Origin of the sequence: Streptomyces aquilus (assembly GCF_003955715.1) — a bacterium.
Taxonomy (GTDB): Bacteria; Actinomycetota; Actinomycetes; order Streptomycetales; family Streptomycetaceae; genus Streptomyces; species Streptomyces aquilus.
The window spans coordinates 4,604,495-4,628,687 of the sequence record NZ_CP034463.1; the positions used below are offsets into that span (position 1 = coordinate 4,604,495).

Annotated in this window: 19 protein-coding genes; 8 read left to right on the plus strand and 11 right to left on the minus strand. The window is 71.6% G+C overall.

The features are described from left to right. Positions 1–24: 24 nt before the first annotated feature. The 3 genes from EJC51_RS21155 to EJC51_RS21165 all read right to left on the minus strand — a co-directional run bounded on the left by EJC51_RS21155 (position 25) and on the right by EJC51_RS21165 (position 4,738). Complete coding sequence (locus EJC51_RS21155) at positions 25–1,518, minus strand: serine/threonine-protein kinase (RefSeq protein WP_279631439.1); 1,494 nt, start codon at positions 1,516–1,518, stop codon at positions 25–27. A gap of 38 nt (positions 1,519–1,556) precedes the next feature. Beyond that, on the minus strand, positions 1,557–2,213 hold the full coding sequence (locus EJC51_RS21160; RefSeq protein WP_126272531.1) for a hypothetical protein: 657 nt from the start codon (positions 2,211–2,213) through the stop codon (positions 1,557–1,559). Positions 2,214–2,500: 287 nt separating this feature from the next. Continuing rightward, positions 2,501–4,738: an N-6 DNA methylase gene (locus tag EJC51_RS21165; protein WP_126272532.1), complete on the minus strand. Its 2,238-nt coding sequence runs from the start codon at positions 4,736–4,738 to the stop codon at positions 2,501–2,503. Positions 4,739–4,971: 233 nt separating this feature from the next. Between EJC51_RS21165 and EJC51_RS21170 the strand changes: the two genes are divergently transcribed. Together EJC51_RS21170 and EJC51_RS21175 are read left to right on the plus strand one after the other, a co-directional pair. After that, positions 4,972–5,679: an Rv1352/Rv1906c domain-containing protein gene (locus EJC51_RS21170; protein WP_126272533.1), complete on the plus strand. Its 708-nt coding sequence runs from the start codon at positions 4,972–4,974 to the stop codon at positions 5,677–5,679. Between the two features lie 101 nt (positions 5,680–5,780). Then, positions 5,781–6,584 (plus strand): LolA-like protein, encoded by an 804-nt coding sequence (locus tag EJC51_RS21175; RefSeq protein ID WP_126272534.1) that lies wholly within the window; start codon positions 5,781–5,783, stop codon positions 6,582–6,584. Positions 6,585–6,596: 12 nt separating this feature from the next. Here EJC51_RS21175 and EJC51_RS21180 read toward each other — a convergent pair whose 3' ends face one another. Then, on the minus strand, positions 6,597–7,340 hold the full coding sequence (locus EJC51_RS21180) for an N-acetyltransferase (protein WP_126272535.1): 744 nt from the start codon (positions 7,338–7,340) through the stop codon (positions 6,597–6,599). Between the two features lie 113 nt (positions 7,341–7,453). Beyond that, positions 7,454–8,185, minus strand: a complete 732-nt coding sequence (locus EJC51_RS21185; protein WP_126277062.1) for an HNH endonuclease family protein — start codon at positions 8,183–8,185, stop codon at positions 7,454–7,456. Positions 8,186–8,387: 202 nt separating this feature from the next. On the opposite strand from EJC51_RS21185, the gene EJC51_RS21190 reads away from it, so the two are divergent. Further along, positions 8,388–8,573, plus strand: a complete 186-nt coding sequence (locus tag EJC51_RS21190; protein WP_059196131.1) for an antitoxin — start codon at positions 8,388–8,390, stop codon at positions 8,571–8,573. A 113-nt stretch (positions 8,574–8,686) separates the two neighbouring features. Here EJC51_RS21190 and EJC51_RS21195 read toward each other — a convergent pair whose 3' ends face one another. Both EJC51_RS21195 and EJC51_RS21200 read right to left on the minus strand, forming a co-directional pair. Beyond that, entirely contained in the window at positions 8,687–9,112 is a 426-nt protein-coding gene (locus EJC51_RS21195) for a hypothetical protein (RefSeq protein ID WP_126277063.1), read from the minus strand. A gap of 99 nt (positions 9,113–9,211) precedes the next feature. Beyond that, positions 9,212–10,111 (minus strand): SCO6745 family protein, encoded by a 900-nt coding sequence (locus EJC51_RS21200; RefSeq protein ID WP_126272536.1) that lies wholly within the window; start codon positions 10,109–10,111, stop codon positions 9,212–9,214. A gap of 128 nt (positions 10,112–10,239) precedes the next feature. Between EJC51_RS21200 and EJC51_RS21205 the strand changes: the two genes are divergently transcribed. Further along, positions 10,240–10,824: a TetR/AcrR family transcriptional regulator gene (locus EJC51_RS21205; RefSeq protein ID WP_126272537.1), complete on the plus strand. Its 585-nt coding sequence runs from the start codon at positions 10,240–10,242 to the stop codon at positions 10,822–10,824. Positions 10,825–11,012: 188 nt separating this feature from the next. On the opposite strand, the gene mfd is transcribed toward EJC51_RS21205, so the two are convergent. The 3 genes from mfd to EJC51_RS21225 all read right to left on the minus strand — a co-directional run bounded on the left by mfd (position 11,013) and on the right by EJC51_RS21225 (position 18,166). Next, on the minus strand, positions 11,013–14,543 hold the full coding sequence (gene mfd / locus EJC51_RS21215) for a transcription-repair coupling factor (protein ID WP_126272538.1): 3,531 nt from the start codon (positions 14,541–14,543) through the stop codon (positions 11,013–11,015). A gap of 273 nt (positions 14,544–14,816) precedes the next feature. Beyond that, positions 14,817–17,381 (minus strand): ABC transporter permease, encoded by a 2,565-nt coding sequence (locus tag EJC51_RS21220; RefSeq protein ID WP_126272539.1) that lies wholly within the window; start codon positions 17,379–17,381, stop codon positions 14,817–14,819. After that, positions 17,378–18,166 carry an ABC transporter ATP-binding protein gene (locus EJC51_RS21225; protein WP_126272540.1) on the minus strand — a complete coding sequence of 263 codons (789 nt, stop codon included), beginning with the start codon at positions 18,164–18,166 and terminating at the stop codon, positions 17,378–17,380. Before EJC51_RS21225 ends, EJC51_RS21220 begins: the two co-directional genes overlap by 4 nt. A 411-nt stretch (positions 18,167–18,577) precedes the next feature. On the opposite strand from EJC51_RS21225, the gene EJC51_RS21230 reads away from it, so the two are divergent. The 4 genes from EJC51_RS21230 (at position 18,578) to EJC51_RS21245 (ending at position 22,870) form a co-directional block, all read left to right on the plus strand. Beyond that, a complete protein-coding gene (locus tag EJC51_RS21230; RefSeq protein ID WP_399582548.1) occupies positions 18,578–20,080 on the plus strand; it encodes an MFS transporter in 1,503 nt (500 codons plus the stop codon). Positions 20,081–20,100: 20 nt separating this feature from the next. Further along, entirely contained in the window at positions 20,101–20,607 is a 507-nt protein-coding gene (locus EJC51_RS21235; RefSeq protein ID WP_126272541.1) for a GNAT family N-acetyltransferase, read from the plus strand. Between the two features lie 218 nt (positions 20,608–20,825). Next, positions 20,826–21,263 (plus strand): DUF485 domain-containing protein, encoded by a 438-nt coding sequence (locus tag EJC51_RS21240; RefSeq protein ID WP_126272542.1) that lies wholly within the window; start codon positions 20,826–20,828, stop codon positions 21,261–21,263. Beyond that, positions 21,260–22,870 (plus strand): sodium/solute symporter, encoded by a 1,611-nt coding sequence (locus EJC51_RS21245; protein ID WP_126272543.1) that lies wholly within the window; start codon positions 21,260–21,262, stop codon positions 22,868–22,870. Before EJC51_RS21240 ends, EJC51_RS21245 begins: the two co-directional genes overlap by 4 nt. A 345-nt stretch (positions 22,871–23,215) precedes the next feature. Here the strand turns inward: EJC51_RS21245 and EJC51_RS21250 are convergent, their stop codons facing one another. Beyond that, the gene (locus EJC51_RS21250) at positions 23,216–24,103 is read right to left on the minus strand and encodes a coiled-coil domain-containing protein (RefSeq protein ID WP_126272544.1); all 888 of its coding nucleotides are present in this window, start codon (positions 24,101–24,103) and stop codon (positions 23,216–23,218) included. Positions 24,104–24,193 lie beyond the last annotated feature (90 nt).

A 24,193-nucleotide genomic window follows, 5' to 3' on the forward strand; every position in this document is an offset into this window, starting at 1 on the left:
TTGCGGACGCGGCTCTTGCCGGACCTAGCCGCGTACCTGTCCCAGCCACTCCAGCGTCCGGCGTATCTCCGTCACGAGGGGGTGGCCGGGCCCGTGGAGGTGCTCCACGTCGTGGGCGAGGCGGGCCAGCGTGTCGTGGGCGGCGGGGCGGTCGCCGAGGGCGAGGAGGAGGTGGCCGATGCGGCGGCGGATGTCGTGGGCCATCTCGGGGTCGCCCGCCACGTACTGGTTCTCGTAGAACGGGAGCAGCGCGCGGTACTCGGCCAGCGCGGCCGCCGGTTCGCCGAGTTGTTCGAGGCACTGGGCGGCGTCGTGGCGGAAGCGGAGGGACTGGGGGTCGGCCTGGCCGGCCTCGGCGGCGCGTTCGTCGGCGAGGCGGCGCAGTTCGGGCAGTGCGCGCCGGTACTGGCCGTCGTCCATGAGCGTGGCGGCGTACTGCTTGCGCAGGGTGCGGACCACCGGTGAGTGCTCGCCGTGCTGTTCCGCCGCTGCGGGCAGGATCGCGCCGAGGATGTCGACGGCCTGGGTGATGCGGCCCTCGCCGAGGAGGCGCTTGACCTCGTCGACGGCGCGCGCGACGTCGGGTTTCTCGGCGGGGGGCGTGAGCGGCATGGCGGGCGCCGGCTGGGGCGCGGGCGTGCGCGCACGGTCCGGCCAGGGGGCGTGCGGGCGCAGGAAGGGGCGCGTGGGGTCGAGGGGCGCCCCCGTGGGCATGCCGCGCGCGGGCAGGAGCACCGCCAGGTGCTCGTAGACCTCCTGCGCGCTGGCGGGGCGGTGCTGCGGGTCCTTGGCGAGCAGGCGCAGGACGAGCGCCTCGAGCGTCTCCGGCACCTCGGGACGCAGGCGGCGCACGGGCAGCGGGGGCTCGTAGAGGTGGCGGTGCAGGACGCCGAGCGCCGTCGAGCCGGAGAACGGGACGTCGCCGCTGAGCAGTTCGTGGAGCAGTACGCCGAGTGCGTAGAGGTCGGTGTACGGGCCGACGGCGCCGCCCATGGCCTGCTCGGGCGCCATGTAGGCGGGCGAGCCGATGGGGGTGCCGGTGTGGGTGAGGCGGGTGGTGTCGGCGTCCATGACGGAGGCGACGCCGAGGTCGAGGACGGTGACGGTGCCGTCCTGCTTCACCATCACGTTGCGCGGCTTGAGGTCGCGGTGGACGATCGGCACGGCGTGCACGGCGCTCAGCACGGCGCACAGTTGCGCGGCGACGGCGACGGCCCACTGCCAGGGGTACGGGTCGTGTTCGGCGAGGTGGTCGGAGAGGTCCGCGCCGTCGACGTACTGCATGACGAGGAACAGCTCCTCGCCCTCGCTGCCCGCGTCGTGCACGGTGACGAGCCCGGGATGATCGACCTGCGCGGTCACCCGGCACTCGCGCACGAACCGGCGGCGCAGCTCGTCCGCCTCCTGCCCGGCGACCTTGTCGGGGCGCAGCAGCTTCACCGCCACGCGCCGGTCGAGCCGTCGGTCGTACGCCGTCCAGACCTGTCCCATGCCGCCCTGCCCGATGAGCGTGGACAGTTCATAGCGGCCTGCGACGACACGTCCTGTCGCCACGGTCACCTGCCGCCCTCGTGGTGGCCGCCGGGCTGCCCGTCCTGCCGGCGCAGGTAGTCACTGAGCTCGTCGAGCTCGGCGCGCACCTGGTCGATGCGGGCGGGCGCGGGGCGCTGGGGCGCGGGTGGGGGCGTGTGGGGCGCGGGGGGTTGCGGCATGGGGTTCTGGAGATGCGGCTGCGGGATCGGGGACGGCGCCTGGGGCACGGTCGTCGCGGTGTACGGCGACTGCGGGAGGGGCGGCTGGGGGTGCGGCTGCGGGTAGCCGTACGCGGGCGCCGATGCCGGGGCGGGCTGCGGGGCGTAGGCGCTGTAGCGGAGCTGGTGGAAGTGGCGTACGTCCGCGGAGAGGTAGTACGCGATCGACGCCACCAGCGTGCCGAACAGCAGGGCCATGCCGGTCCAGCCGCCGGCGGTGTGGATCTCGTCGCCCGGTTCGACGCCGATCAGCACGAGCCCGAGGGTGACCGCGACGAGCGAGGCGACGAACAGGCCCCAGTCGAGCGCCCTGCGGGTCACGAGCGCCAGGCGCAGCAGCATCGCCCAGGAGAACAGGCCGATGGTGAAGATCCCGAGCACCACGAACAGCACACGCAGGACGACCAGCCATGCCGGGTGGGGCGGCTGCTTCACCGGCTGCGGGTAGCCGTGGCCATGCATGACAGCTCCTGGTGCCTCGGTGGGCGTACGAGGGCGGCCGTCGCCCGGCAACCCCGTTCCTGTGATTGTCGCTTCGCGCGTACAGGCGAGCGTATAGGCCGACACGGACAAGCGGTCCCGGGTTGTACCGAACCGTTGTCGCACTGATCACTTCTCGCGCCCGCGCAGGTCGGCGGAGTGGTGGCTTCCGCGCGGGGTGTGCGGCACGGGGACGCGCCGGAAGGTCAGTCGGACGCGCCGGAGGGTCAGTCGGGGGCCCCGGACGGTCAGTCGGGGGCCCCGGACCGTCAGTCGGGGGCGACCGTGCCGTCCGTGAGGCCGTCGTACATCCCGCGCACGAGCTGCTCTCCGAGCCGGCCCGCGCGCCTGAGCGCCCGCTCGAACTCGTCGAGTGCGCGGAAGCGCGCGCCGTAGCGCCGTTGTTCGTCGAGCGGGAGCCGGGGCAGTTGGAGGCGGCGCACGTCGAGGCGGGTGGCGGTGGAGGCGTAGCTGCTGGCCTGACGGTTGTTGGCGGTGCCGCGCAGGAAGCCGGCGAGGAACCACGGGTCGAGCGCCGTGCGCTCGGGGCGCAGAAGCACGAGGTTGCGCCCCAGGGCGGCGCCCCCCGTCGCGTCGTCGATCACGCGCGCCATCGAACCGCCGCCGAGCACCGGCACGACGACGTCGCCGGGCTCCACCAGCACGGCCTCCTCGTCGCTCTCCGGGAGCGAGCCGGAGGGCGCTGTTCCGGCGAGGACGTCGTGGTCGGTGAGGACGGGCACGCGCGCGTGGCCGCCGTTTCCGCCGGTGCGCAGCACCAGGGCGCCCCCGCGCGCGAGTTCGCCGATGGTGGTGAGCGGCCAGCGCGGTACGGGGTGTGCGGCCTCGGCGGGCGGCGGGGTGAGGTCGGCGGTCAGGCGCAGGGTCGCGCCGAGGTTCTCGCGTACGGCGGTGAGTGCGCCGGTGCCCTCGGCCGCGGTCGGCGGCGGGAGGTGGCGGGCCGGGGCGAGGTCCACGTCGTCGTCGAGGAGGTCGATCACCGGGAGGGAGCGGGCGAGGCCGGGCCGTTCGTCGAGGGTGCCCGCGCGGTCGAAGGCGCGCCAGGCGTCGAGCACGGCCTCCCCGACGTCCCGCCAGTCGGGCCCGCCGCGTCCGTCGGCGGCGAACTGCCCGGTGTCGGCGAGCAGTACCTCGGGCTGTGCCGGCGCCTTCTCGGGCCGGCGCAGCACCCACAGGTGGAGCGGGATGTTGTACGGCGGCGCCGCGCCGACCGGCAGGGCGACGACGGCTCGCAGCGCGCCGCGCCGCAGCAGGTCGGCGCGGATACGGCGGCCGGAGCGGCGGGAGGCGGCGGCGGGCGGCATGAGGAGGACGGCGGTGCCACCGTCCTTGAGGCGGGCGAGCGCGTGCTGGACCCAGGCCAGCTCGGACTCGGTGCGGGCCGGGAAGCCGTACTCCCAGCGGGGGTCGTAGGCGAGTTCGTCGTGCCCCCAGTTGCGCTCGTTGAAGGGCGGGTGGCACAGGACGGCGTCGGCGTGCAGCTGGGGGTAGGCGTCGGCGCGCAGGGTGTCGCCGGTGGCGCCGCGGACGACGGCCCGGGTGTTCAGGGCGAGCCGGAGCGCGGTGAGGGCGGCGAGTTCGGGGGCGCTGTCCTGGGCGTAGAGCTCCTGGTCGGGGCGGGCGTCGACGGCGCGCAGGAGGGCGCCGGTGCCGCAGGCGGGGTCGAGGACGGTGCGGGCGGGGCCGGCCAGGTCGGCCATGAGACCGGCGAGGTCGGCGGGGGTGAGCGTGTACTGGCGGGGGTTGGCGTCGAGGTGCCGGCCGAGCAGGAACTCGAAGGTCTGGCGGGCGCCGAGCTCGGCGGCGAGTTCGGCGGTGCCGCGCAGGAGGGGGGTGGAGGGGAGGAGGTCGGGGCCGGTGGGGAGGTGAATGGCGGGGTGGGTGTTCACAGCGGGGTCGGCGGCGGAGGTGTTCACGCGACCGGCGTGGACGCCTGGGGTGCCGCCTGCCGGGGTGTTCACACCGTCGGCGCCCGCGTGAGCGGTGTTCACAGGGCGCGGTGTGGTGCCGGGGTGTGGCGAGTTCACAGCGGGCGGTGTGATGCCGGGGCGCCGCGAGTTCACAGCGCGCCGTGAGTTCACAGCCGACACCGGGCCGAAGCGCGGCGTCAGCACCTCCTCCAGCGCGCCGGGGAGCATCGCCGCGAGCCGCTCGTCGGAGCCGGCGCTCACCTCCAGCCAGACGGTGGGCCGGTCGTGGATGAGCAGCAGCACGCACCCGGCGTGGGTGAGCGCGGCGACCGGGCCCTCGGGGTGGCCGACGAGTTGCTGCCAGACGCGTTCCCGCAAGGGGACCTCGGCGAGTTTCCCCTGCTTGCGCAACCAGGCCTCGACCTCGGCGAGGGCGAAGGACGGGCTGGTCTCGGTGCCGCCGACCGGCTTGGGGAAGTCGGCGTGGCGGCGGCGCCAGTTGCTCACGGCGGCGCGGCCGACCCCGGCGAGCCGGGCGATCCCGGCGGCGGTCACCTCTGTGGCGTTGTCCTGCACCGGCCGCTCCCTCGTCGTCCCTGCACGCATGTCCCTGTGCACGTCCCCGTACACGTCCGCTGCGCGTGTGACGCCGAGCATAGCGGCGTATGCAAGATCTACCCATTCACGGTCGTGTACGCGAGACATTCCGTGAACCGTGTTGACTCGGTTCACAGGCTCTGTTCTTATTGACCCAGCGAACGAGCGACAGCCGAGCAGCGGCTGTCACCGTGTCGGGAGGGGACACAGTCATGGGCATGAAGGGCAAGATCGCGCTGGGGGCCGTCGTGGGGATCGTCGTCATCGGCGCCGTGTCGGCGAACTCCGGTGACGACTCCGACGGGGGTTCCCGGAGCAGCGGCAAGGGCTCTTCGTCGTCCGCTCAGGCGAAGCCGGGGGGCGACAAGGAGAAGGGGTCCGCCGAGGGCACCGACGCCGCCGACGCCGCCGAGGAGAAGAAGGTCGCGTTCGAGGGGGACGGCCAGTTCCAGGTCGGCTCGGACGTCAAGCCCGGCACCTACCGCACCTCCGGCAACGAGGACGGCATGTGCTACTGGGAGCGCGCCAAGGACGCCTCGGGCGAGATGGACTCGCTGCTCGCCAACGACAATGTCACCGGCACCAGTTACGTCACCATCAAGGCCACCGACAAGATCTTCAAGTCGAGCGACTGCAACGACTGGGAGGCCGTCGACACCAAGGCGAAGGGTTCGCCCGCTTCCAAGATGGCCGGCGACGGTGGCATGTTCAGAGTCGGCGCGGACATCGCGCCCGGCACGTACAAGTCCACCGGCAACGAGGACGACATGTGCTACTGGGAGCGCGCCAAGGACGCCGAGCACGGCCTCGACTCGATCATCGCGAACGACAACGTCTCCGGCAGCGCCGTCGTCACGATCAGCGCCAAGGACACCTACTTCAAGACGTCCGGCTGCACGGACTGGAAGAAGACCGGCTGACACCGGCCCCGTACGGCGAGATCCGCCCGGCTCCGCTGACGAACCCGCGGCACGTCTCGCCGTACCCGCTCATCCCACCGCCTCACCATCGGGGAATTCCCATGCGTCACACCGCACTTGCCACCCTCTGCCTCGCCGCCGCGGCCACGCTCTCTCTCACCGGCTGCCAGTCCGGGCAGGACAAGGCCGACAGCAAGCCGGACAAGGCCGGTTCCAGCGCGGCTGGTTCGCCCTCGCCGAGCAAGAGCGAGGCGAAGGAACCCTTCGCCGGACTCACCGGCGCCGAGATCGCCGACAAGGCCGTCGAGGCCACGACCGGTGCCTCGTCGCTGCGGATGAAGGGGGACGTCCCCGACGACGAGTCGGGCAGCATGATCACGATCGACATGGCCCTGAACAGGCAGGGCGAGTGCGCCGGCACGATGAGCATGGGCGGCCAGGGCAAGGCCGACCTGATCAAGGTCGGCGACACCGTCTACATGAAGTACGACGAGAAGTTCCTGCGCGAGCAGAGCAAGGGCGAGAAGAAGTCGGACGTGGACGCGGCCGTGGCGCTGCTCGCCGGGAAGTGGACCAAGATGTCCGCCAAGGGCAAGGACGCCAAGGACATCGCGAGCTTCTGCGACCTCGACACGGTCCTCGGTGACGCCGACGACGCCGAGACGGACGCCTCGCGCGGCAGGACGACCACCGTGGACGGCACGCCCGCCATCGTGCTGAACGAGCGGGACGGCAAGGAGCGTTACACGCTGTACGTCGCCACCGAGGGCAAGCCCTACCTGCTGCGCGTGGACAGCGTCTCCGCGAAGGACCCGGGCAGCCTCACCTTCAGCGACTACGACAAGAAGGTCCCGGCGCAGAAGCCCAGCGGCGAGATCCTGGACCTGGACGCGCTGGGCGGCTGAGCCCCGGCGCCTCTAGAGCGGGTGCCGCATCCACACGTTGGGCTCGACGTACACCGCGTACCCCCGCTCCGGCTCGCAGCGCACCGGCACCAGCGCCCCGGGCACCTCGATGTCGCCCCGGGTGTCGAAGGGCAGCCCGGTCCAGCGGCGCCACTGCTCCAGTGAGCCGACCACCGTCATGGACGCCGGCGCCACCGCCTCGACGGTGGCGCCGGCTCTGGCGTGCACGCGCAGCCACGGGTCGTGCGGGAGCCCGTCGGGGCGGACGCGGCGGGCGTACTCCTCGATGGGGGTGTGCGGTTCGAGGTGCTTGGCGCTGGGGCGGACCGGGGCGACGACCTCGCCGAAGCCGTGGGCGCGGGCGTTGTCCCGCATCGCCGAGAGCATGCGGCCGGACAGGCCCTTGCCCTGGAGGTCGGGCCGGACGTTGATGGCGATCGCGCTGACCGTGTCGGACCGCGTCCCGCGGCGCAGGTCGGCGAAGGCCCACAGGAGGACTTCGTCCCAGCCCCGGGCGGGCAGTTCGCCCCGTCCCTCGGTATCGAGGGCGAAGGGCACGCTGAACCCGGTGGCGACGACCTCGCCCCGCTCGTCCTCGGCGAACAGCACATACGCCGGGAACTCCCGGGCGATCCGGCCGTAGTGGTAGTCACCCACCAGGTCCCGGGTGACGAACTCCGGCCAGCTGTCGGCCATCCCGACCGCCCGCCCGAGGTCGTCGGGACGCTCGGCGAGACTCGACACCTTCAACTCCATGCGGCCACCGTAGGCGGGCGGCGCCGGAGGCCGGAACCGGTTTTCCGGCCCCGCGGACAGCACCCTCGGCCGGCGGCCGGCCGCACCGTACGCTCAGCCGCCGCACGGCAGGGTCACCCGCCGCACTGCCGCAGCATCATCTCCTTGTCCGCCTTCGTCACGGGCAGTTCGTACTTCAGGGAGACCTGGGCGAAGCGCACGGCGTACGAGCAGCGGATGGTCTTGTTCGGCGGCAGCCAGGAAGCCGGTCCCGAGTCGCTCTTGGAGCCGTTGGTGGGGCCGTCGACCGGGATCAGGTTGAGCGGGTCGTTGGCTATGTCCTCGCGCTTGCCCTTCGTCCACCGCGCGGCGCCCATCTGCCAGTCGTACGACAACGGCATGACATGGTCGATCTGCACCTTCGTGGCACGGGCCTTGACCCAGTCGATCTCCTTGCCGGTGTAGGGGTCGGCCAGGGTCATGGAGGTGACGACGCAGTCCGAGCCGGAGCGGAAGCGGACGTCGTCGCCGTCGCGCTTGAGGAGGTCGTTGCGGGTGTCGCAGCCGTTGTGCGAGAAGGGGACGCCGCCGGGGGCGGAGTCCATCCAGGCGTAGCCGAACTCGTCACGGTCGTAGCCGGTCTTGGGGCCGCGGCCCTTGGTCGCGATCTTCTCGATCAGATCCCGGGCCTTCGCCTTGTCGGCGTCCGAGGTGATGGCCGCGAGGCCCGGTTTGGTGCCGTCCGGGTTGTCCAGCGGGCTCACGGCACGGCCGGAGCCGACGGCCGGGACGGAGCCCGAGGGCTCGTCGTCCGCGGGCAGGTCGACACCCTCGCATCCCGTGAGCAGTACGACCATCCCGAGCATCGCGGCGGCGACCGCCGCCCCACCCCTCAGACGCGTCACGGTGCGTCCCTCCCCTTGTTCTGTTCGTCTCCGCCCCGCACAGGCAGGCGCTGCCCGTACTCACCGTAGCGGGCGAGAGGTCCAGACCATATGGGGCCTCAAGGGGCATCCTTCGCATCTCGGGCGTATCGTCGAATCGAGTCACCTCCGGAAGGAGCTCTGGATGGGCATCTTCGACAGGTTCAAGAGCAACCGCCAGATGCAGGACAAGGCCAAGGACATGTCCGACATGGCGGAGAGAAAGGCCAACGAGAAGACGGGCAACAAGTACGAGAGCCAAGTCGACGACGCGCAGCAGAAGATCGAAGGCGCGATGGGCATGGACCGAGACAGGCCCGAGCAGCCGTAAGGCCGGAGGCCCACGGAGAAACACAAAACCGTGGAGGCCGTCCGCGGAGACCAGCTCTCCCGCGGGCGGCTTCGGCCGTCCCGCACCCGGGGAGCGTTTGACCGGCGTGCCGACTACGGCTCCATCAACAGCACCACGCGGTCGATGCCTACGTCGTACACCAGGATCGGATCGCCGTAGGAACCCTCCGGATCCATGAAGACCGGCTTGCCGAGCCGTCTGCCGAGCGTCCGCAGGAACCCGCAGAACAGGTCGAGGCGCCCCTGCCCCTGCAACTCCCGCAGGTCGACGTCGAAGTCGATCTCCTCGTCCCCGAGGAAGCGGAAGATCGCCAGGATTCCGTCGGCCGGCCAGACCCGCAGTTGGGGGCACTCCGCGTCGGCCGGCCGGGCCAGCACGGCCGCCGCCCGGGGCGGGGGGAGTGGAGTGTCGCCCTCCACGTACTCATGGCTCCAGCCGCGTTCCACGACGAGGTCGAGCAGCGACTGCCAGTCCCCCGCCGAGGTGCCCGGGACCCGCAGGTCGGGCAACGAGCCCATCTCCTCCGGGTCGAGGAACTCCTTGACGGTGTCCCACGACAGATCGCTCTCGGCGTCCCCCGCCAGGCCGCTCACCGCACCCCCTCATCTCCCGGGACCTCACACCTTCCCGATCCCCAGCGTCGACTCCGATGGCAGCAGACCCGAGGACAGCACCGCCACCCAATAGTCACCGAGGAGTTCGACGAGCCGGTCGATCTCGGTCGGCGCGAGGGACTGCCAAGGGGCGACGGCGAGTTGGTCGGTGTGCTCCTCGACGCGGTGGCGCAGGGCGCGGCCCGCCTCCGTGGCCGTGCCGTCGGCGTCGACCAGGCCGCGCGCTGCCAGGCGTTCGCGGGCGGCCGTCCATTCCGCCTCGCTCCAGCCGCGGCTCTCGAAGCGCTCGACGGACGCCGCGCCTATCGCCGCGAAGGAGACAAGCGACTCGGTCGGGTCGAGACCGGCGACCAGCAGGGCGGCGAGGTGGCCGTCGCCGCGGTGCTCGCGCAGGATCGTCGCCGCCTGCCACAGCTGGAGGTGCGGGGCCTCGGGCCACTCCAGCGCGGCGTTGGCCGCGGCCAGCGGGCGGCCCGCGGTGTTCACCGCCTCGGCCGCGCGCCGGGCGAGGGCGGCGGCCTCCGCCAGCTCGGGACTGTCGACGCGGTCACCGAACATCGCGCGGTACGCCCGGTCGATCCCTCGCAATCGCGCCGCCAGCACCGCCTCCGGAGGCGCGATATCCCACGCGACGTCGACATGCTCGGCGACCATGCGCGGGCTGAAGCTGTAGAAGGCGGACGTCACGCGCCCGGCGTCCACCGCCCCCAACGGCGCCGCACGGAAGGGGAAGTAGCTCGGCCAGCGCTCCTTCGTGTCGAAGCCGAGCGCCGCCGCCTCCTCGAAGACCTCCGGCGCGTAGTACAGGACCGCGTGCAGCGGCTCCAGCAGGTGCCAGAGCTGACGCGCCCGGGCCGGCTCCACGCTGCCGACGACGCCGGTCCCACCCTCGTGCTGTGACATGCCACGCCTCCTCGTCGTATCGAAGCCGGTGGGAGCCGCTCGGCCGCCCACCGCGCAACTTGACACTGACAAGATTGCCTCGACCGCCCGAACTTGTCAATGCCTAGATTGGGCGTACGCTGCTGTCCATGGCACCTGCGGACACCGACAGCACCAAGCCGGCCGCGCGCCGGCCCTACCACCACGGCGACCTGCGCCGCGCGATCCTCACCGCCGCGCTCGACGTCATCGCCGCCGACGGGCCCGCCGCCCTGAGCCTGCGCGACCTCGCCCGCCGGGCCGGCGTCTCGCACGCGGCCCCCGCGCACCACTTCAAGGACCGCACCGGCCTGCTGACGTCGATCGCCGCCGAGGGTTTCGGGCTACTGGCGACCACGCTCCGGGAGGCCTCGGACCTCAAGGAGGCGGGCGTGCGCTACGTGCGCTTCGCACGCGAGCACCCCGCACACTTCCAGGTCATGTTCGCGCCCGGGCTGCTGCGCACCGACGACCTCGAACTGACCACGGCCCGCACCCTCGCCGGCGACGCCCTGCGCGAGTCCGTGTCCGCCGTGGACCCCGGCGACGTCGACCCCCGCCTCGCCGGCGTCGCCGCCTGGTCCCTCGCCCACGGTTTCGCGACGCTCCTCCTGAGCCACAACCTGGACGGCCCGGTCGGCGACCAGAACCCCGAGGAGGTGTTCAGGACGCTCGCGGCAACACTGTTCCGCTGACCTGCACCAGCACCAGCACCAGCACCAGCACCAGCACCAGCACCAGCACCAAAACGTAGGCACGCCAGCACCAAAGCGTAGGAACGCCAGCACCACGGCCGTCAGACAGCCACCGGTACGCCGAGCACCCCCGCGTCACACCACCCGGCGGGACACCCCCCGGCGCACCCCGCCCCCCACCCCGCTGGCTACGACCCCAGAATCGACGTCAGGAACTCCCCGACCCACCCCAGCAACTCCCGCCCGACCAACGGCTTCCCACCCACCTTCGCCGTCTTCGGGCGCGGCACCAGCACCTGGTGGACGGCCGGCTTGATGACCGTCCCCGGGTACAGCCGCTTGAGGCGCAGTTCCTGCGACTCCCGCAACTCCACCGGCGCGAAGCGGATGTTGGTGCCTTGCAGGACGATCTCGCCGACGCCGCACGCGCGTGCCAGCATCCGCAGGCCCGCCACGAGGAGGAGGTTCTCCACAGGTTCGGGCAACTTGCCGTAGCGGTCGACGAGTTCTTCCCGTACCGCCTTGATGTCCTCCTCGGTGTTGGCGGAGGCGATCGAGCGGTAGGCCTGGAGGCGGAGCCGCTCGCCCGGGGCGTAGTCGTGCGGGACGTGGGCGTCGACCGGGAGCTCGATCTTGACCTCCAGGGGCGGCTCCTCCTCGACACCGCCCTCCAGGGAGGCCCGGTAGTCCGCGACCGCCTCGCCGACCATGCGGACGTACAGGTCGAAGCCGACGCCCGCGATGTGGCCGGACTGCTCGCCGCCGAGCAGGTTGCCCGCGCCGCGGATCTCCAGGTCCTTCATGGCCACGTACATGCCCGCGCCCATCTCCGTGTGCTGGGCGATGGTGGCCAGGCGCTCGTGGGCCGTCTCCGTCAGCGGCTTCTCCGGGGGGTAGAGGAAGTAGGCGTAGCCTCGCTCCCTGCCTCGGCCCACCCGGCCCCGCAGCTGGTGCAGCTGCGACAGGCCGAAGTTGTCGCCGCGCTCCACGATCAGTGTGTTCGCGTTGGAGATGTCGATGCCGGATTCCACGATCGTCGTCGACACCAGCACGTCGAACTTCTTCTCCCAGAAGTCGACGACGACCTGTTCCAGCGCCGACTCCGACATCTGGCCGTGGGCCGTCGCGATCCGCGCCTCGGGGACGATCTCGCGCAGCCGGGCGGCCGCGCGGTCGATCGATTCCACCCGGTTGTGGATGTAGAAGACCTGGCCCTCGCGCAGCAGTTCACGGCGGATGGCCGCGCCGATCTGCTTCTCCTCGTACGGGCCGACGAAGGTGAGCACCGGGTGGCGCTCCTCCGGCGGGGTCGTGATCGTCGACATCTCGCGGATGCCGGTGACGGCCATCTCCAGGGTCCTGGGGATGGGGGTGGCGGACATCGTCAGGACGTCGACGTTGGCGCGGAGCTTCTTCAGCTGCTCCTTGTGCTCGACGCCGAAGCGCTGCTCCTCGTCGACGATGACCAGGCCCAGGTCCTTGAACTTGGTCTCGGAGGAGAACAGGCGGTGGGTGCCGATGACGACGTCCACCGAGCCCTCGCGCAGGCCCTCCAGGACCGCCTTCGCCTCGGTGTCCGTCTGGAAGCGGCTGAGCGCCCGGACGTTCACCGGGAATTGGGAGTAGCGCTCGGAGAAGGTCCCGAAGTGCTGCTGGACCAGGAGGGTCGTCGGGACCAGCACCGCGACCTGCTTGCCGTCCTGCACCGCCTTGAAGGCGGCGCGCACCGCGATCTCCGTCTTGCCGTAGCCGACGTCGCCGCAGATCAGGCGGTCCATGGGGACCGATTTCTCCATGTCCTCCTTGACCTCGGCGATGGTGGTCAGCTGGTCGGGGGTCTCGGCGTACGGGAAGGCGTCCTCCAGCTCGCGCTGCCAGGGCGTGTCGGGGCCGAAGGTGTGGCCGGGGGCGGCCATGCGCGCGCTGTAGAGCTTGATCAGGTCGGCCGCGATCTCCTTGACGGCCTTCTTCGCGCGGGCCTTGGTCTTCGTCCAGTCGGCGCCGCCCAGGCGGTGCAGGGTGGGGGCCTCGCCGCCGACGTACTTGGTGATCTGCTCCAGCTGGTCGGTGGGGATGTAGAGGCGGTCGCCGGGCTGGCCGCGCTTGGCGGGGGCGTACTCGACGACGAGGTACTCGCGGGTGGCGCCCTGCACGGTCCGCTGGACCATCTCGATGTAGCGGCCCACGCCGTGCTGTTCGTGGACGATGTAGTCGCCCGTCTCCAGGGTGAGCGGGTCGATGGTCTTGCGGCGCCGGGCGGGCATCCGGGCGCCGTCCTTGCCGGCCGCCTTCTGGCCGGTCAGGTCGGTCTCGGTGAGGACGGCGAGCTTCAGCGTCGGGGCGATGAAGCCGTAGTCGATCGAGCCGCACGCCACGTGCACGACGGACGGGGAGATCTCCCCCAGCTCGGCGTCCAGGCGGGCCGCGATGCCTTCCCCGCCGAGCACCTCGACCGTGCGGGCGGCGGGGCCGTGGGCCTCGGTCACGAAGACCGTGCACCAGCCCTCGGCGAGCCAGCCCTTGGTGTCGGCGAGGGCCTTGGCGGTGTCGCCGCGGTAGGTCTCGGGCGCGTGCATGCCGAGCTGGAGGGTGTCCGCCTCCAGCTCCAGGTCGGCGGCGAACGGCGACACCGACCACCACATCATGTCCAGCTCGCGCGCCCGGTCCCGGACGTCGGCGATGGACCACAGGGAGGCCGCGCCGACGTCGATCGGCGCCTCGCCGCCGCCCGCGGTGGCCGCCCAGGACGCCTGGAGGAACTCCTGCGAGGTCGCCACGAGGTCCGCGGCACGCGTGCGTACCCGCTCGGGATCGCACACGACGGCCATGGCGCCCTTGGGCAGCACGTCGAGGAGCAGCTCCATGTCGTCGACGAGGACCGGCGCGAGGGATTCCATGCCCTCCACGGCGATGCCCTCGGCGATCTTGCCGAGCAGCTCGCCGAGCTCGGGGTGTTCCTCCGCGAGGGCGGCGGCACGCGCGCGTACCTCGTCGGTGAGGAGCAGCTCGCGGCAGGGCGGGGCCCACAGGCCGTGCTCGGCGATCTCCAGGGAGCGCTGGTCGGCGACCTTGAAGTAGCGGATCTCCTCGACGTCGTCGCCCCAGAACTCGATGCGGAGGGGGTGCTCCTCGGTGGGCGGGAAGACGTCCAGGATGCCGCCGCGCACGGCGAACTCGCCGCGCTTCTCGACGAGCTCCACGCGCGCGTAGGCGGCGGCCGCGAGGGCTTCGACGATTGTGTTGAGGTCGGCGTTCTGGCCTGTGCGCAGGGCGACGGGCTCCAGGTCGCCGAGGCCCTTGACCTGCGGCTGGAGCACCGAGCGGACGGGCGCGACGACCACTGACACCGGGCCGGTCTCGGGGTCGTCGGGGCGCGGGTGGGCCAGGCGGCGCAGGACGGCGAGGCGGCGGCCGACGGTGTCGCTGCGCGGGCTGAGCCGCTCGTGCGGCAGCGTCTCCCAGGAGGGGTACTCGACGACGCCCTCCGAGGGCAGCAGCGAGCGCAGGGCCGCCGCCAGGTCCTCCGCCTCGCGGCCCGTCGCCGTCACCGCCAGCACCGGGCGGCCGGCCTCGCGGGCCAGCGCGGCGATCGCGAAGGGGCGGGCCGCCGGGGGGCCGACCAGGTCGACGTGCATACGGTTGCCGTCCGCGGCCGCGGTGATCGCTTCCGCGAGGGCGGTGTCCTTGACTACGGCGTCGAGCAGACCGTGCAGGCTCATGGAGGGGCGCTTTCCGTCCTGGAGTGGGCGACACGAAGGTGGGTGGGCAACACGAAGGGCCCGACACCGTGACCGGCCGGGGGGTATCCAGCGTACGTCGGTGCGGGCGGCGGTGCCGGGCCTGTGGATAACGCTGCTCCTCCCCCGTACCGAAACGCACACAGCCGCGGCCTCGAAGCCCGACAGCCCCGGCGCCCCCAACACACGGACCCGGCGCCGAGAAGTCCCCCGTGACTTCTCGGCGCCGGGCCCTTGCTCCCCCGTCGGCTGTGGCTAGTCGGTCGCGATCGCGTTCAGGACGTTCATCCGCCCCGCCCGGAACGCCGGGACCAGGGCCGCGAACAGCCCCACAAAGGCCGATCCGACGAACACCCCGATGATCGTCGGCCAGGGGATGTCGAGGACGTTCAGTCCCTCCAGGGCGAGCAGCTTCTGCGCGGTGGCGCCCCAGCCCATGCCGAGCCCCAGGCCCAGCAGGGCGCCGAAGAGGGCGATGACCACCGACTCCATGCGGATCATCCGGCGCAGCTGCCGCCGCGAGAGGCCGATGGCCCGCATGAGGCCGATCTCCCGGGTCCGCTCGACGACGGACAGCGCCAGGGTGTTCACGACACCGAGGACCGCCACGATGATCGCCAGGGCCAGCAGGCCGTAGACCATGTTGAGCAGCTGGCCGATCTGGTCCTTCAGCTCCTGCTTGTAGTCGGTCTGGTCGCGCACCTGGTACTGCGGGTAGTCGTCCAGCGACTTCTTCAGGGCGGCGTAGGCCTGCTTCTCCTGGCCGTCCTTGGCCTTGGCGAACATGATCGTGTTCGGCGGGATCTGGTCGGCGGGGACGTACTGCTTCATCGTCGCGATGGAGAGGTAGCGCGCCCCCTGGTCCAGCGCCGAGTCGTCGTCGGTGATGGCCGCGACCTTGAGCTTCGCCGTCTTGCCGCCCTTGAAGGCGACGGTGATGGTGTCGCCGACGTGGACGCCGTGGTCCTTGGCGTAGTCGGAGCCGACGGACATGGAGTCCTTGCCGTAGGCGGCGGAGAGGGTGCCCTCCGTCGTGGCGCGGCGCAGGTCCTGGGCGTACGTCGGGTCGGCCGCCGTCACCCGGGAGTCGTCCTTCTTGCCGTCGGGCGAGGTCAGGACCGCCTCGACCTCCTTGTAGGAGGTCACGTGGGCCAGGCCCGGGGTCTGCTCCATGGCCTTCTGGGCCTGCGGGACGATCCGCTGGTTGCCCTGGACGATGAAGTCCGCGCCGACCGACTTGTCGAGCTCGGACGTGGCCGAGGCGACCATCGAGGAGCCGACCACCGACAGGCAGGCCACCAGGGCCAGGCCGATCATCAGGGCCGCGCCCGTGGCGCCCGTACGGCGGGGGTTGCGCAGGGCGTTGCGCTCGGCCATGCGGCCGACCGGGCCGAAGCCGCGCAGGATCAGCGCGCTGATCACGCGGACGACCCCACCCGCCAGGAGCGGGCCGATGACGACGAAGCCGATCAGGGAGAGGACGACACCTCCGGCCAGCAGCAGCGAGCCGTCCTTCGCGGTGTCGGCGGTGGCGGCGGCGTAGAGGGCGTAACCGCCGGCGCCCGTCAGGACGAGCCCGATCAGGCCGCGTACCCAGCCGGCCTTGCCGTCGGCCGGCGTACCGGCGTCGCGCAGGGCGGCCATCGGGGAGACCTTGCCGGCCCGGCGCGCGGGCAGATAGGCGGCGAGGACGGTGACGACGACGCCGAGGACCAGACCGGCCACCGGGGTGGAGGCCTTGATGGTGAGGTCGTCGGTGGAGAGGTTCATGCCCGCCATGGACATGAGCTTCATCAGGCCGATCGCGATGCCGACACCGGCGCCGACGCCGAGGATCGAGCCGACGAAGCCGAGCAGCAGCGCCTCGACCAGCACGGAACGGTTGACCTGCTTGCGGGAGGAGCCGATGGCCCGCAGCAGGCCGATCTCGCGGGTGCGCTGGGCGACCAGCATGGAGAAGGTGTTGATGATCAGGAAGATGCCGACCAGGAACGCGATCCCGGCGAAGCCGAGCATGGCGTACTTGATGACGTTCATGAACTCGCCGACGTCCTCGCGGTTCTCGTCGGCGTTCTCCTTGGCCGTCTGGATCTTGTACGAGCCGCCCAGAGCCTCGGTGACGTTCTGCTTGAGCCGGGTGTCGCTGACGCCGGCGGCGGCGGTGGCGAAGACCTGGGTGAAGCGGCCCTCGGCGCCGAGGAGTTCACGCTGGGCGGTGGCGGTGTCGAAGTAGACGATCGCCGCGCCCGGGTTGGTGACCTTGAAGGTGGCGATGCCGACGATCTTCGCCTTGAAGTCACCGACGACGGAGATGGTGCGCAGCTCGTCGCCGATCTTCAGATGGTGCTTGTCGGCGGTGTCCGCGTCGACCATGGTCTCGGTCGGCCCGCGCGGGGCGTGCCCGGAGGTGATCTCCATGGACCGCAGGTCGCCCTTGGTCCAGTTGCCCGCGATGGTGGGGGCACCGTTGGACGACCCCATGTTCTTGTTCTCGTCGTTGACGACGGTCACGTTCATCGAACTGACGCCGCCCTCGGCGGACTTCACGCCGTCCGCCTTCGCGACCTGCTGGACGGTCGAGGCCGGCAGGGAGGCGGGCTTGCCGTTCTGCGGGGTGTCGTCGCTCTTGGCCTCCTTCGGGGAGACCGTGACGTCGGAGGCGGTGGTGGCGAAGAGCTTGTCGAACGTCGTGTTCATGGTGTCGGTGAACACCAGCGTGCCGCACACGAACGCCACCGACAGCAGCACCGCCACGGCCGACAGGGCCATGCGCCCCTTGTGCGCGAAGAAGTTGCGCATCGAGGTCTTCATGACGGTCATGACGTGCGCCCCCGGGCGTCGAAGTCCTTCATGCGGTCCAGGACGGCCTCCGCGGTCGGCTTGTACATCTCGTCGACGATCCGGCCGTCGGCCAGGTACAGCACGCGGTCGGCGTAGGAGGCGGCGACCGGGTCGTGGGTGACCATGACGATGGTCTGGCCGAGCTCGTCCACGGAACGCCGCAGGAAGCCCAGTACCTCGGCGCCCGCGCGTGAGTCGAGGTTTCCGGTCGGCTCGTCGCCGAAGATGATCTCCGGCCGGGCGGCCAGCGCCCGGGCGACGGCGACGCGCTGCTGCTGACCGCCGGAGAGCTGGGTGGGCCGGTGCTTGAGCCGCGAGGACAGGCCCACGGTCTCCACGACCCGCGCCAGCCACTGCTTGTCCGGCTTGCGGCCCGCGATGTCCATGGGCAGCGTGATGTTCTCAAGCGCATTAAGTGTGGGCAGCAAGTTGAACGCCTGGAAGATGAACCCGATCCGGTCCCGGCGCAGCTGCGTGAGCTTCTTGTCCTTCAGCCCGGTGATCTCGGTGTCGTCCAGGTAGATCTGGCCGCTGCTGACGGTGTCGAGCCCGGCGAGGCAGTGCATGAGCGTGGACTTGCCGGACCCCGAGGGGCCCATGATCGCGGTGAACTGGCCGCGTGCGATGTCCACGTCCACGTGGTCGAGGGCGACGACGCGGGTCTCGCCGGACCCGTACGCCTTCACGACCTGCCGCGCCCGCGCGGCAACGGCCGTAGTCCCTCCAGTGCCCCCGTGCCTGGTGATGGTCACAGCCGATGTCACGGTATGTCTCCTATGTCGGTCAATGAATGCGTCACGTGTGCTGCTGAGCGGTGCCGTGTTCTGGTTACGTCGTTGAGTCTGCTGCTCGCCGTGGGTCCGGCGCGCTGGTGCCCAGCGCAGTCTTTTGCGGGGGAAAACCCCACCCCCCGACCTGCGGTCCGCCGCCCCGAACCCCTCCTGAGCGGCGTAAAGCCAGGTTAAGGACGGGCCGGGGCCCCTCTCGTCCTCCGGCGGGACGAACCCTCCCCGAGCCGTAGTACGGAGAGACCCCTAGGGGCAGTCCACCCCCGGGTGGAGCCGATCTCGGGGTCCGCTCCACCCTTCAGCGCGATCAGGCTGCACCCTGCCGCCACGTGAGGGTCAAGTGAGAGGCTGTCCCGCGGCGATAGATGCAAGGGGAAAGGATCTTTGGTGGACCAGGGGGACACGGACATACAGCCCGCCGCGACGGACGCGGACCCGCCCGGCGCGCACCGGCGCGGTGCCGTCGTGGCCGCGCTGATGCTCGCGATGGCGCTGGCCGCGCTGGACGCCACCATCGTCTCGACGGCCGTCCCGCAGATCGTCGGCGACCTGGGCGGCTTCTCCGTCTTCTCGTGGCTGTTCTCCGGCTATCTGCTGGCCGTGACGGTGACGCTGCCCGTCTACGGCAAGCTGTCCGACACCTTCGGCCGCAAGCCGGTGCTGGTCGCGGGCGCGGCGCTCTTCCTGCTCGGCTCCCTGCTGTGCGCGCTCGCCTGGAACATGGGCGCGCTCATCGCGTTCCGCGTGGTGCAGGGCCTGGGCGGCGGCGCGCTCCAGGGCACCGTCCAGACGCTCGCCGCCGACCTCTACCCCCTCAAGGAACGCCCCAAGATCCAGTCGAAGCTCTCCACGGTGTGGGCGGTGTCCGCGGTGGCCGGCCCCGGCGTGGGCGGCGTCCTGGCGGCCTACGCGGACTGGCGCTGGATCTTCCTGGTGAACCTGCCGATCGGCGCCGTGGCGCTGTGGCTGATCGTCCGTCATCTGCACGAGCCGGAACGGACCTCGACCGTACGCCCGCGGATCGACTGGGCCGGGGCGCTCGCGGTGTTCGCCTGCGGGGGCGTGCTGCTGACGGCGCTGGTGCAGGGCGGGGTGGCCTGGCCGTGGCTGTCGGCGCCCTCACTGGGCCTGTTCGGTACGGGACTCGCGCTGGTGGCGGTCGTGGTGGCCGTGGAGCGCAGGGCGGCCGAGCCGATCATCCCGGGGTGGGTGTGGCGGCGCCGTACGATCGCCGCGGTGAACCTGGCGCTGGGCGCGCTGGGGCTGCTGATGGTGGCACCCTCGGTGTTCCTGCCGACGTACGCCCAGTCGGTGCTGGGCCTCGCACCGGTGGCCGCCGGATTCGTGCTGTCCGTCTGGACGTTGAGCTGGCCGGTGTCGGCCGCGCTGAGCCAGCACGTGTACCGGAGGATCGGTTTCCGCAACACCGCGATGCTGGGGATCGGGACGGCGGCGCTGGTGCTGTTCGCGTTCCCCTTCCTGCCGTACCCGGGCCGGGCCTGGCAGCCAACGGTGCTGATGCTGGTCCTCGGTGCCGCCCTGGGGCTGTTCCAACTGCCCCTGATCGTCGGGGTGCAGTCGACGGTGGGCTGGGCCGAGCGCGGCACGACGACGGCCTCCGTCCTGTTCTGCCGGCAGATCGGACAGACCTTCGGCGCCGCGCTGTTCGGTGCGGTCGCCAACGGGGTACTGGCCGCCCGGCTCGGCGGGGCGAGCGACCTCGACTCCGTCACGCGCGCGTTGGACGCCGGTACGGCCCCCGAGACGACCCGGCGGGCCATCGCGGACGCCGTCCACGCCGTGTACCTGGGGGCGTCGTGCGCGGCGGCGCTGGCGTTCCTGGTGCTGCTGTTCCTGGCGCCGCGGAAATTCCCGGTGCTCGCGGACTGAGTCTGCGTAAGGTGCCGCCCATGACAGGGCTGAGGCTGGAGCGGCTGCGGGCGGACCACGCGGAGGCGCTGCTGGCGTTCGAGCGGGAGAACCGGGAGTACTTCACCCGCTCGATCTCGGACCGCGGGGACGCCTACTTCGCCGACTTCGCGGAGATCCACCGCGCGCGGCTGGCCGAACAGGACGCCGGGATCTGCCACTTCCACGTCGTGCTGGACGCGTCCGGCGCCCTGATCGGCCGCGTGAACCTGATCGACGCCGAGGACGGCTGCGCCGAACTGGGCTACCGCGTCGCCGAGAAGGCGGCGGGCCGCGGGGTGGCGACGGCGGCGGTGGCGCTGCTGTGCCGGACGGCGGGGACGTCGTACGGACTGACCTCCTTGAAGGCCGTCACCACGCTCGACAACCTGGCTTCCCGCGCGGTCCTCGCACGCAACGCCTTCACGGTCGTCGAGGAGACGGTCGTCGCCGGCCGCCCGGGGATCCGGTTCCACCGCGACCTCGCCCGCGCGCACCACCGTCCGTAGCGCTCGTTCAACCCGTCGTAGCCCTGACGGTCGTTCAAAAATCTGAGTTAATCCGGGTAACACCCGAGGTCAGAGAAGTAAGCGCATACCGACCAATCAGTTTGGTGAAAAGCTCGCACCCTCCGGCTACCTACGAGTAGCGTGCGTGGCTCCGCTCGTCCCACCCCCCAACTCCCTGCGGTCCGCACCGGACCCGAGCCGCGCAAGGAGCCACCGGGATGTCACACGACCCGTACGCGTCCCCGTACCCGTCCCCGCCGCCGACCCACTCGGCGTACCCCACCTACCCCTGGCAGCCGCCCCTCGAAGACGAACCGGCGGCAACCCACCGCCGTCCGCGCCGCCCCGCCCTCGGCCACCACAGCGACCTGCGCGTCCTGCGCGGCGCCTACCGCCGGCAGCGACGCGTCGCGACACTCACCGCGCTCGGCTACTTCACGCTCTTCCTCATCCTGTCCGCGTGCGCGCCGTCCCTCATGACGAGCAACGTCGCCGACGGACTGCCCACCGGCCTGCTGCTCGCGCTGCTCCAACTCCCCGTCACCTGGCTGGCGATCACGCTGTACGAGCACACCGCGCGCGTGTACGTCGATCCCGTCGCCGACCGCATCCGCAGACAAGCCGCCGTCGACGCCAAGCGGGAGGCCAGGTCATGACCGGATTCAGCGACTCCGCGCAGGCGATGTCCTTGGTGGCGTTCTCGGCGGTGGCCACGATCACGCTGCTGCTCTGCGTGATGACCGGACCCGACCGCGACGACCTCGACGAGTTCTACACCGGCTACGGCTCCCTCTCCCCCATGCGCAACGGCCTCGCCATCGCCGGCGACTACATCTCCGCCGCGACCGTCCTCGGCACCGGCGGGGTGATCGCGCTGTGCGGCTACGACGGGGTCGTCCTCGCCCTCAGCACCGCCCTGTCGCTGATGCTGCTGATGTTCCTGCTGGCCGAACCCCTGCGCAACGCGGGCCGGTTCACCATGGGCGACGCGCTGGCCCGCCGGATGCCGGGACGCGCGGTACGCATCGCCGCGAGCGCGGTGACCCTCGCCGCCCTCCTGCCGCTGATGCTGGTCCAACTCGCGGGCACCGGACAGCTGCTGGCGTTCATCCTCGGCTTCTCCGGCGACTCCCTGAAGACGGGCTGCATCCTCGGTCTGGGCGTGCTGATGATCAGCTACGCGGCGATCGGCGGCATGAAGGGCACCGCCCTCATCCAGATCCTGAAGATGGTGATGCTGCTGGGTTCCGGCACCGTGGTCGCCGTACTGATCCTCCAGCGCTACGACTGGAATCCCGGCGCGCTGTTCGACGCGGCCGCCGCGCAGAGCGGCGTCGGACCGGCGTTCCTGCACTCCGGACTCCAGTTCGCGGGCGGGCCCGCGCCCCGCCTCGACATGATCGTCTCGCAGCTGACGGTGGTCGTCGGCGGGGCCTGCCTCCCGCACGTCACCATGCGCATGTACACCGCCGACAGCGCCCGCGCGGTCCGCCGCTCGATGTCCTGGGCGGTGTCGTCGGTCGTACTGTTCGTGCTCGTCATCACGGTCGTCGGGTTCGGCGCCACAGCTCTGATCGGACGCGCGGTGATCGCCGAGGCCGACCCGCAGGGCAACACGGCCTATCTGCTGGCCTCCCGGGCCGCCTTCGGCACGGAGGTCTCGACGGCCGAGACGCTGCTCTTCACCACCGTCACCACCGCGATCTTCCTCACCCTGCTGGCCTCGGTCGCCGGCATGATCCTCGCCTGCGCCAACTCCCTCGCCCACGACGTCTTCGCCGGCCACGCGCGCGAGATGACGGCACGCCGCGAGATGACCCTCGCGCGCGTGTCGGCGCTCGCCGTGGGCGTCCCGGCGATCCTGCTGGCCGCCCTCGTCCAGCACCGCAGCCTCCAGCCGCTGGTAACCCTGTCGTTCTGCCTGGGCGCCTCCGCGATCGCCCCCGCCCTCGTCTACAGCCTCTTCTGGCGCCGCTACACCCGAACGGGCCTGCTCTGCACGCTGATCGGCGGCTCCCTGGTGGTCCTGCTGCTGATGCCGGGCACCAACCTCGTCTCCGGCTCACCCGTGTCGGCGTTCCCGGAGCGGGACTTCAACTGGTTCCCGTTCACCACCACCGGCCTCGTCTCCATCCCGGCCGGCTTCGCCTTCGGCTGGCTGGGCACGGTCGTCTCCGGCCGCCGCGGGGCGGAGGAGCAGCGACGGCAGTACGAGGCCGTGGAGGGGTGGATTCTGGCGGGGGCGGTGCGGAGGGAGGAGTAGCGCGCCGGTGGATTCTGGCGGGGGCGGTGCGGAGGGGGGAGTAGCGCGCCGGTGGATTCTGGCGGGGCGGTACGGAGGGGGGAGTAGCGGGCCCGTGAATTCTGGCCGGGCGCGCGGAGGGAGGAGTAGCAGGCCCGTGAATTCTGGCCGGGCGCGCGGAGGGAGGAGTAGCAGGCCCGTGAATTCTGGCCGGGCGCGCGGAGGGAGGAGTAGCAGGCCCGTGAATTCTGGCGGGGCCGTGCGGCGCGGGGAGCGGAGGCCCGGCGGATTCCCACCGGGGTCCTTCTCCGTGGGGTGTCACAGGGCCGGTCGCTGTCTCGCTCAGAGCGGTGAGGGGCGCCGGGGCTACTCCGCCGGTGCCCGGCCCGTCAGCGTCGTCAGGCTGTTGCGTACGAGGTCCATGTGGGCGCGTACGTCGTCCCAGCGCTCCCCGTGCTCGCGCAGCACCCGCTCCGTCTCGCGCGCGATGCGGTCCTCCCGCAGCCGCGCCTCGGCGAGGATCTCGGCGGCCCGGGCCCGCGCCTCCTCCTGGCGGCGGCGTGCGGCGGCCTCCGCGTCGGCGAACGCCTGCTTCGCCTCGGACAGCGCGGCCTCCGCGCGGGCGACCTGCTCGGCGTGCAGGGCGTCCAGCGCCGCGGCGCGCTCGGTCTCCGCGCGCTCGGCCTCGGCCCAGCGCTCGGCGTGTTCCCTGGCCTGTTCGGCGAGCATGCCGGTGGTGCGCTGCCGCACCTCGCGCAACGCTTCGAGCGCCTCCGTGCGCCCCTCTTTCACTTCGCGCCGGGCGGCGATGCGGATCTCGTCGGCCTCGGCGCGCGCCGCGAGAAGGCGCTGGCGGGCGCGCTCCTCCGCCTCGGCGTGCATGGCGTCGGCGTGCGCCTGTGCCGCGTCGCGCACGCCGCCCGCGCGCGCCTGCGCCGCCTCCGCGAGGCGCTGCGCCTCCTGACGCGCGCCGTCACGCACGGCCGCCGCCTCCTCCTGGCCGAGCTGGAAGATCCGGCGCGCTCGCTCCCCGAGCGTCTCGTACGACTGCGGCGCGAGCCGCGCGACCGTCTCGCGCAGCTCCTCCAGCTCCGCCTCCATCTCCTTGGCGAGGACGGTCAGGCGGGCGGCACGCTCCCAGGAGGCGTCACGGTCCTGCGAGAGCGCCGCGGCGTACGCGTCGACCTGGTCGGGACGGTAGCCGCGCCCCCGTACGACCACGAAGCCGTGGGACGAGACAGGTGTGCCGCTCATCCTGGAACCCCTCTCCATCAAGAAGACGCAAAATGATGATTTCGCGCACATCTTGATGTATCAGGCAGAACAGTGCATAACGCGACACTC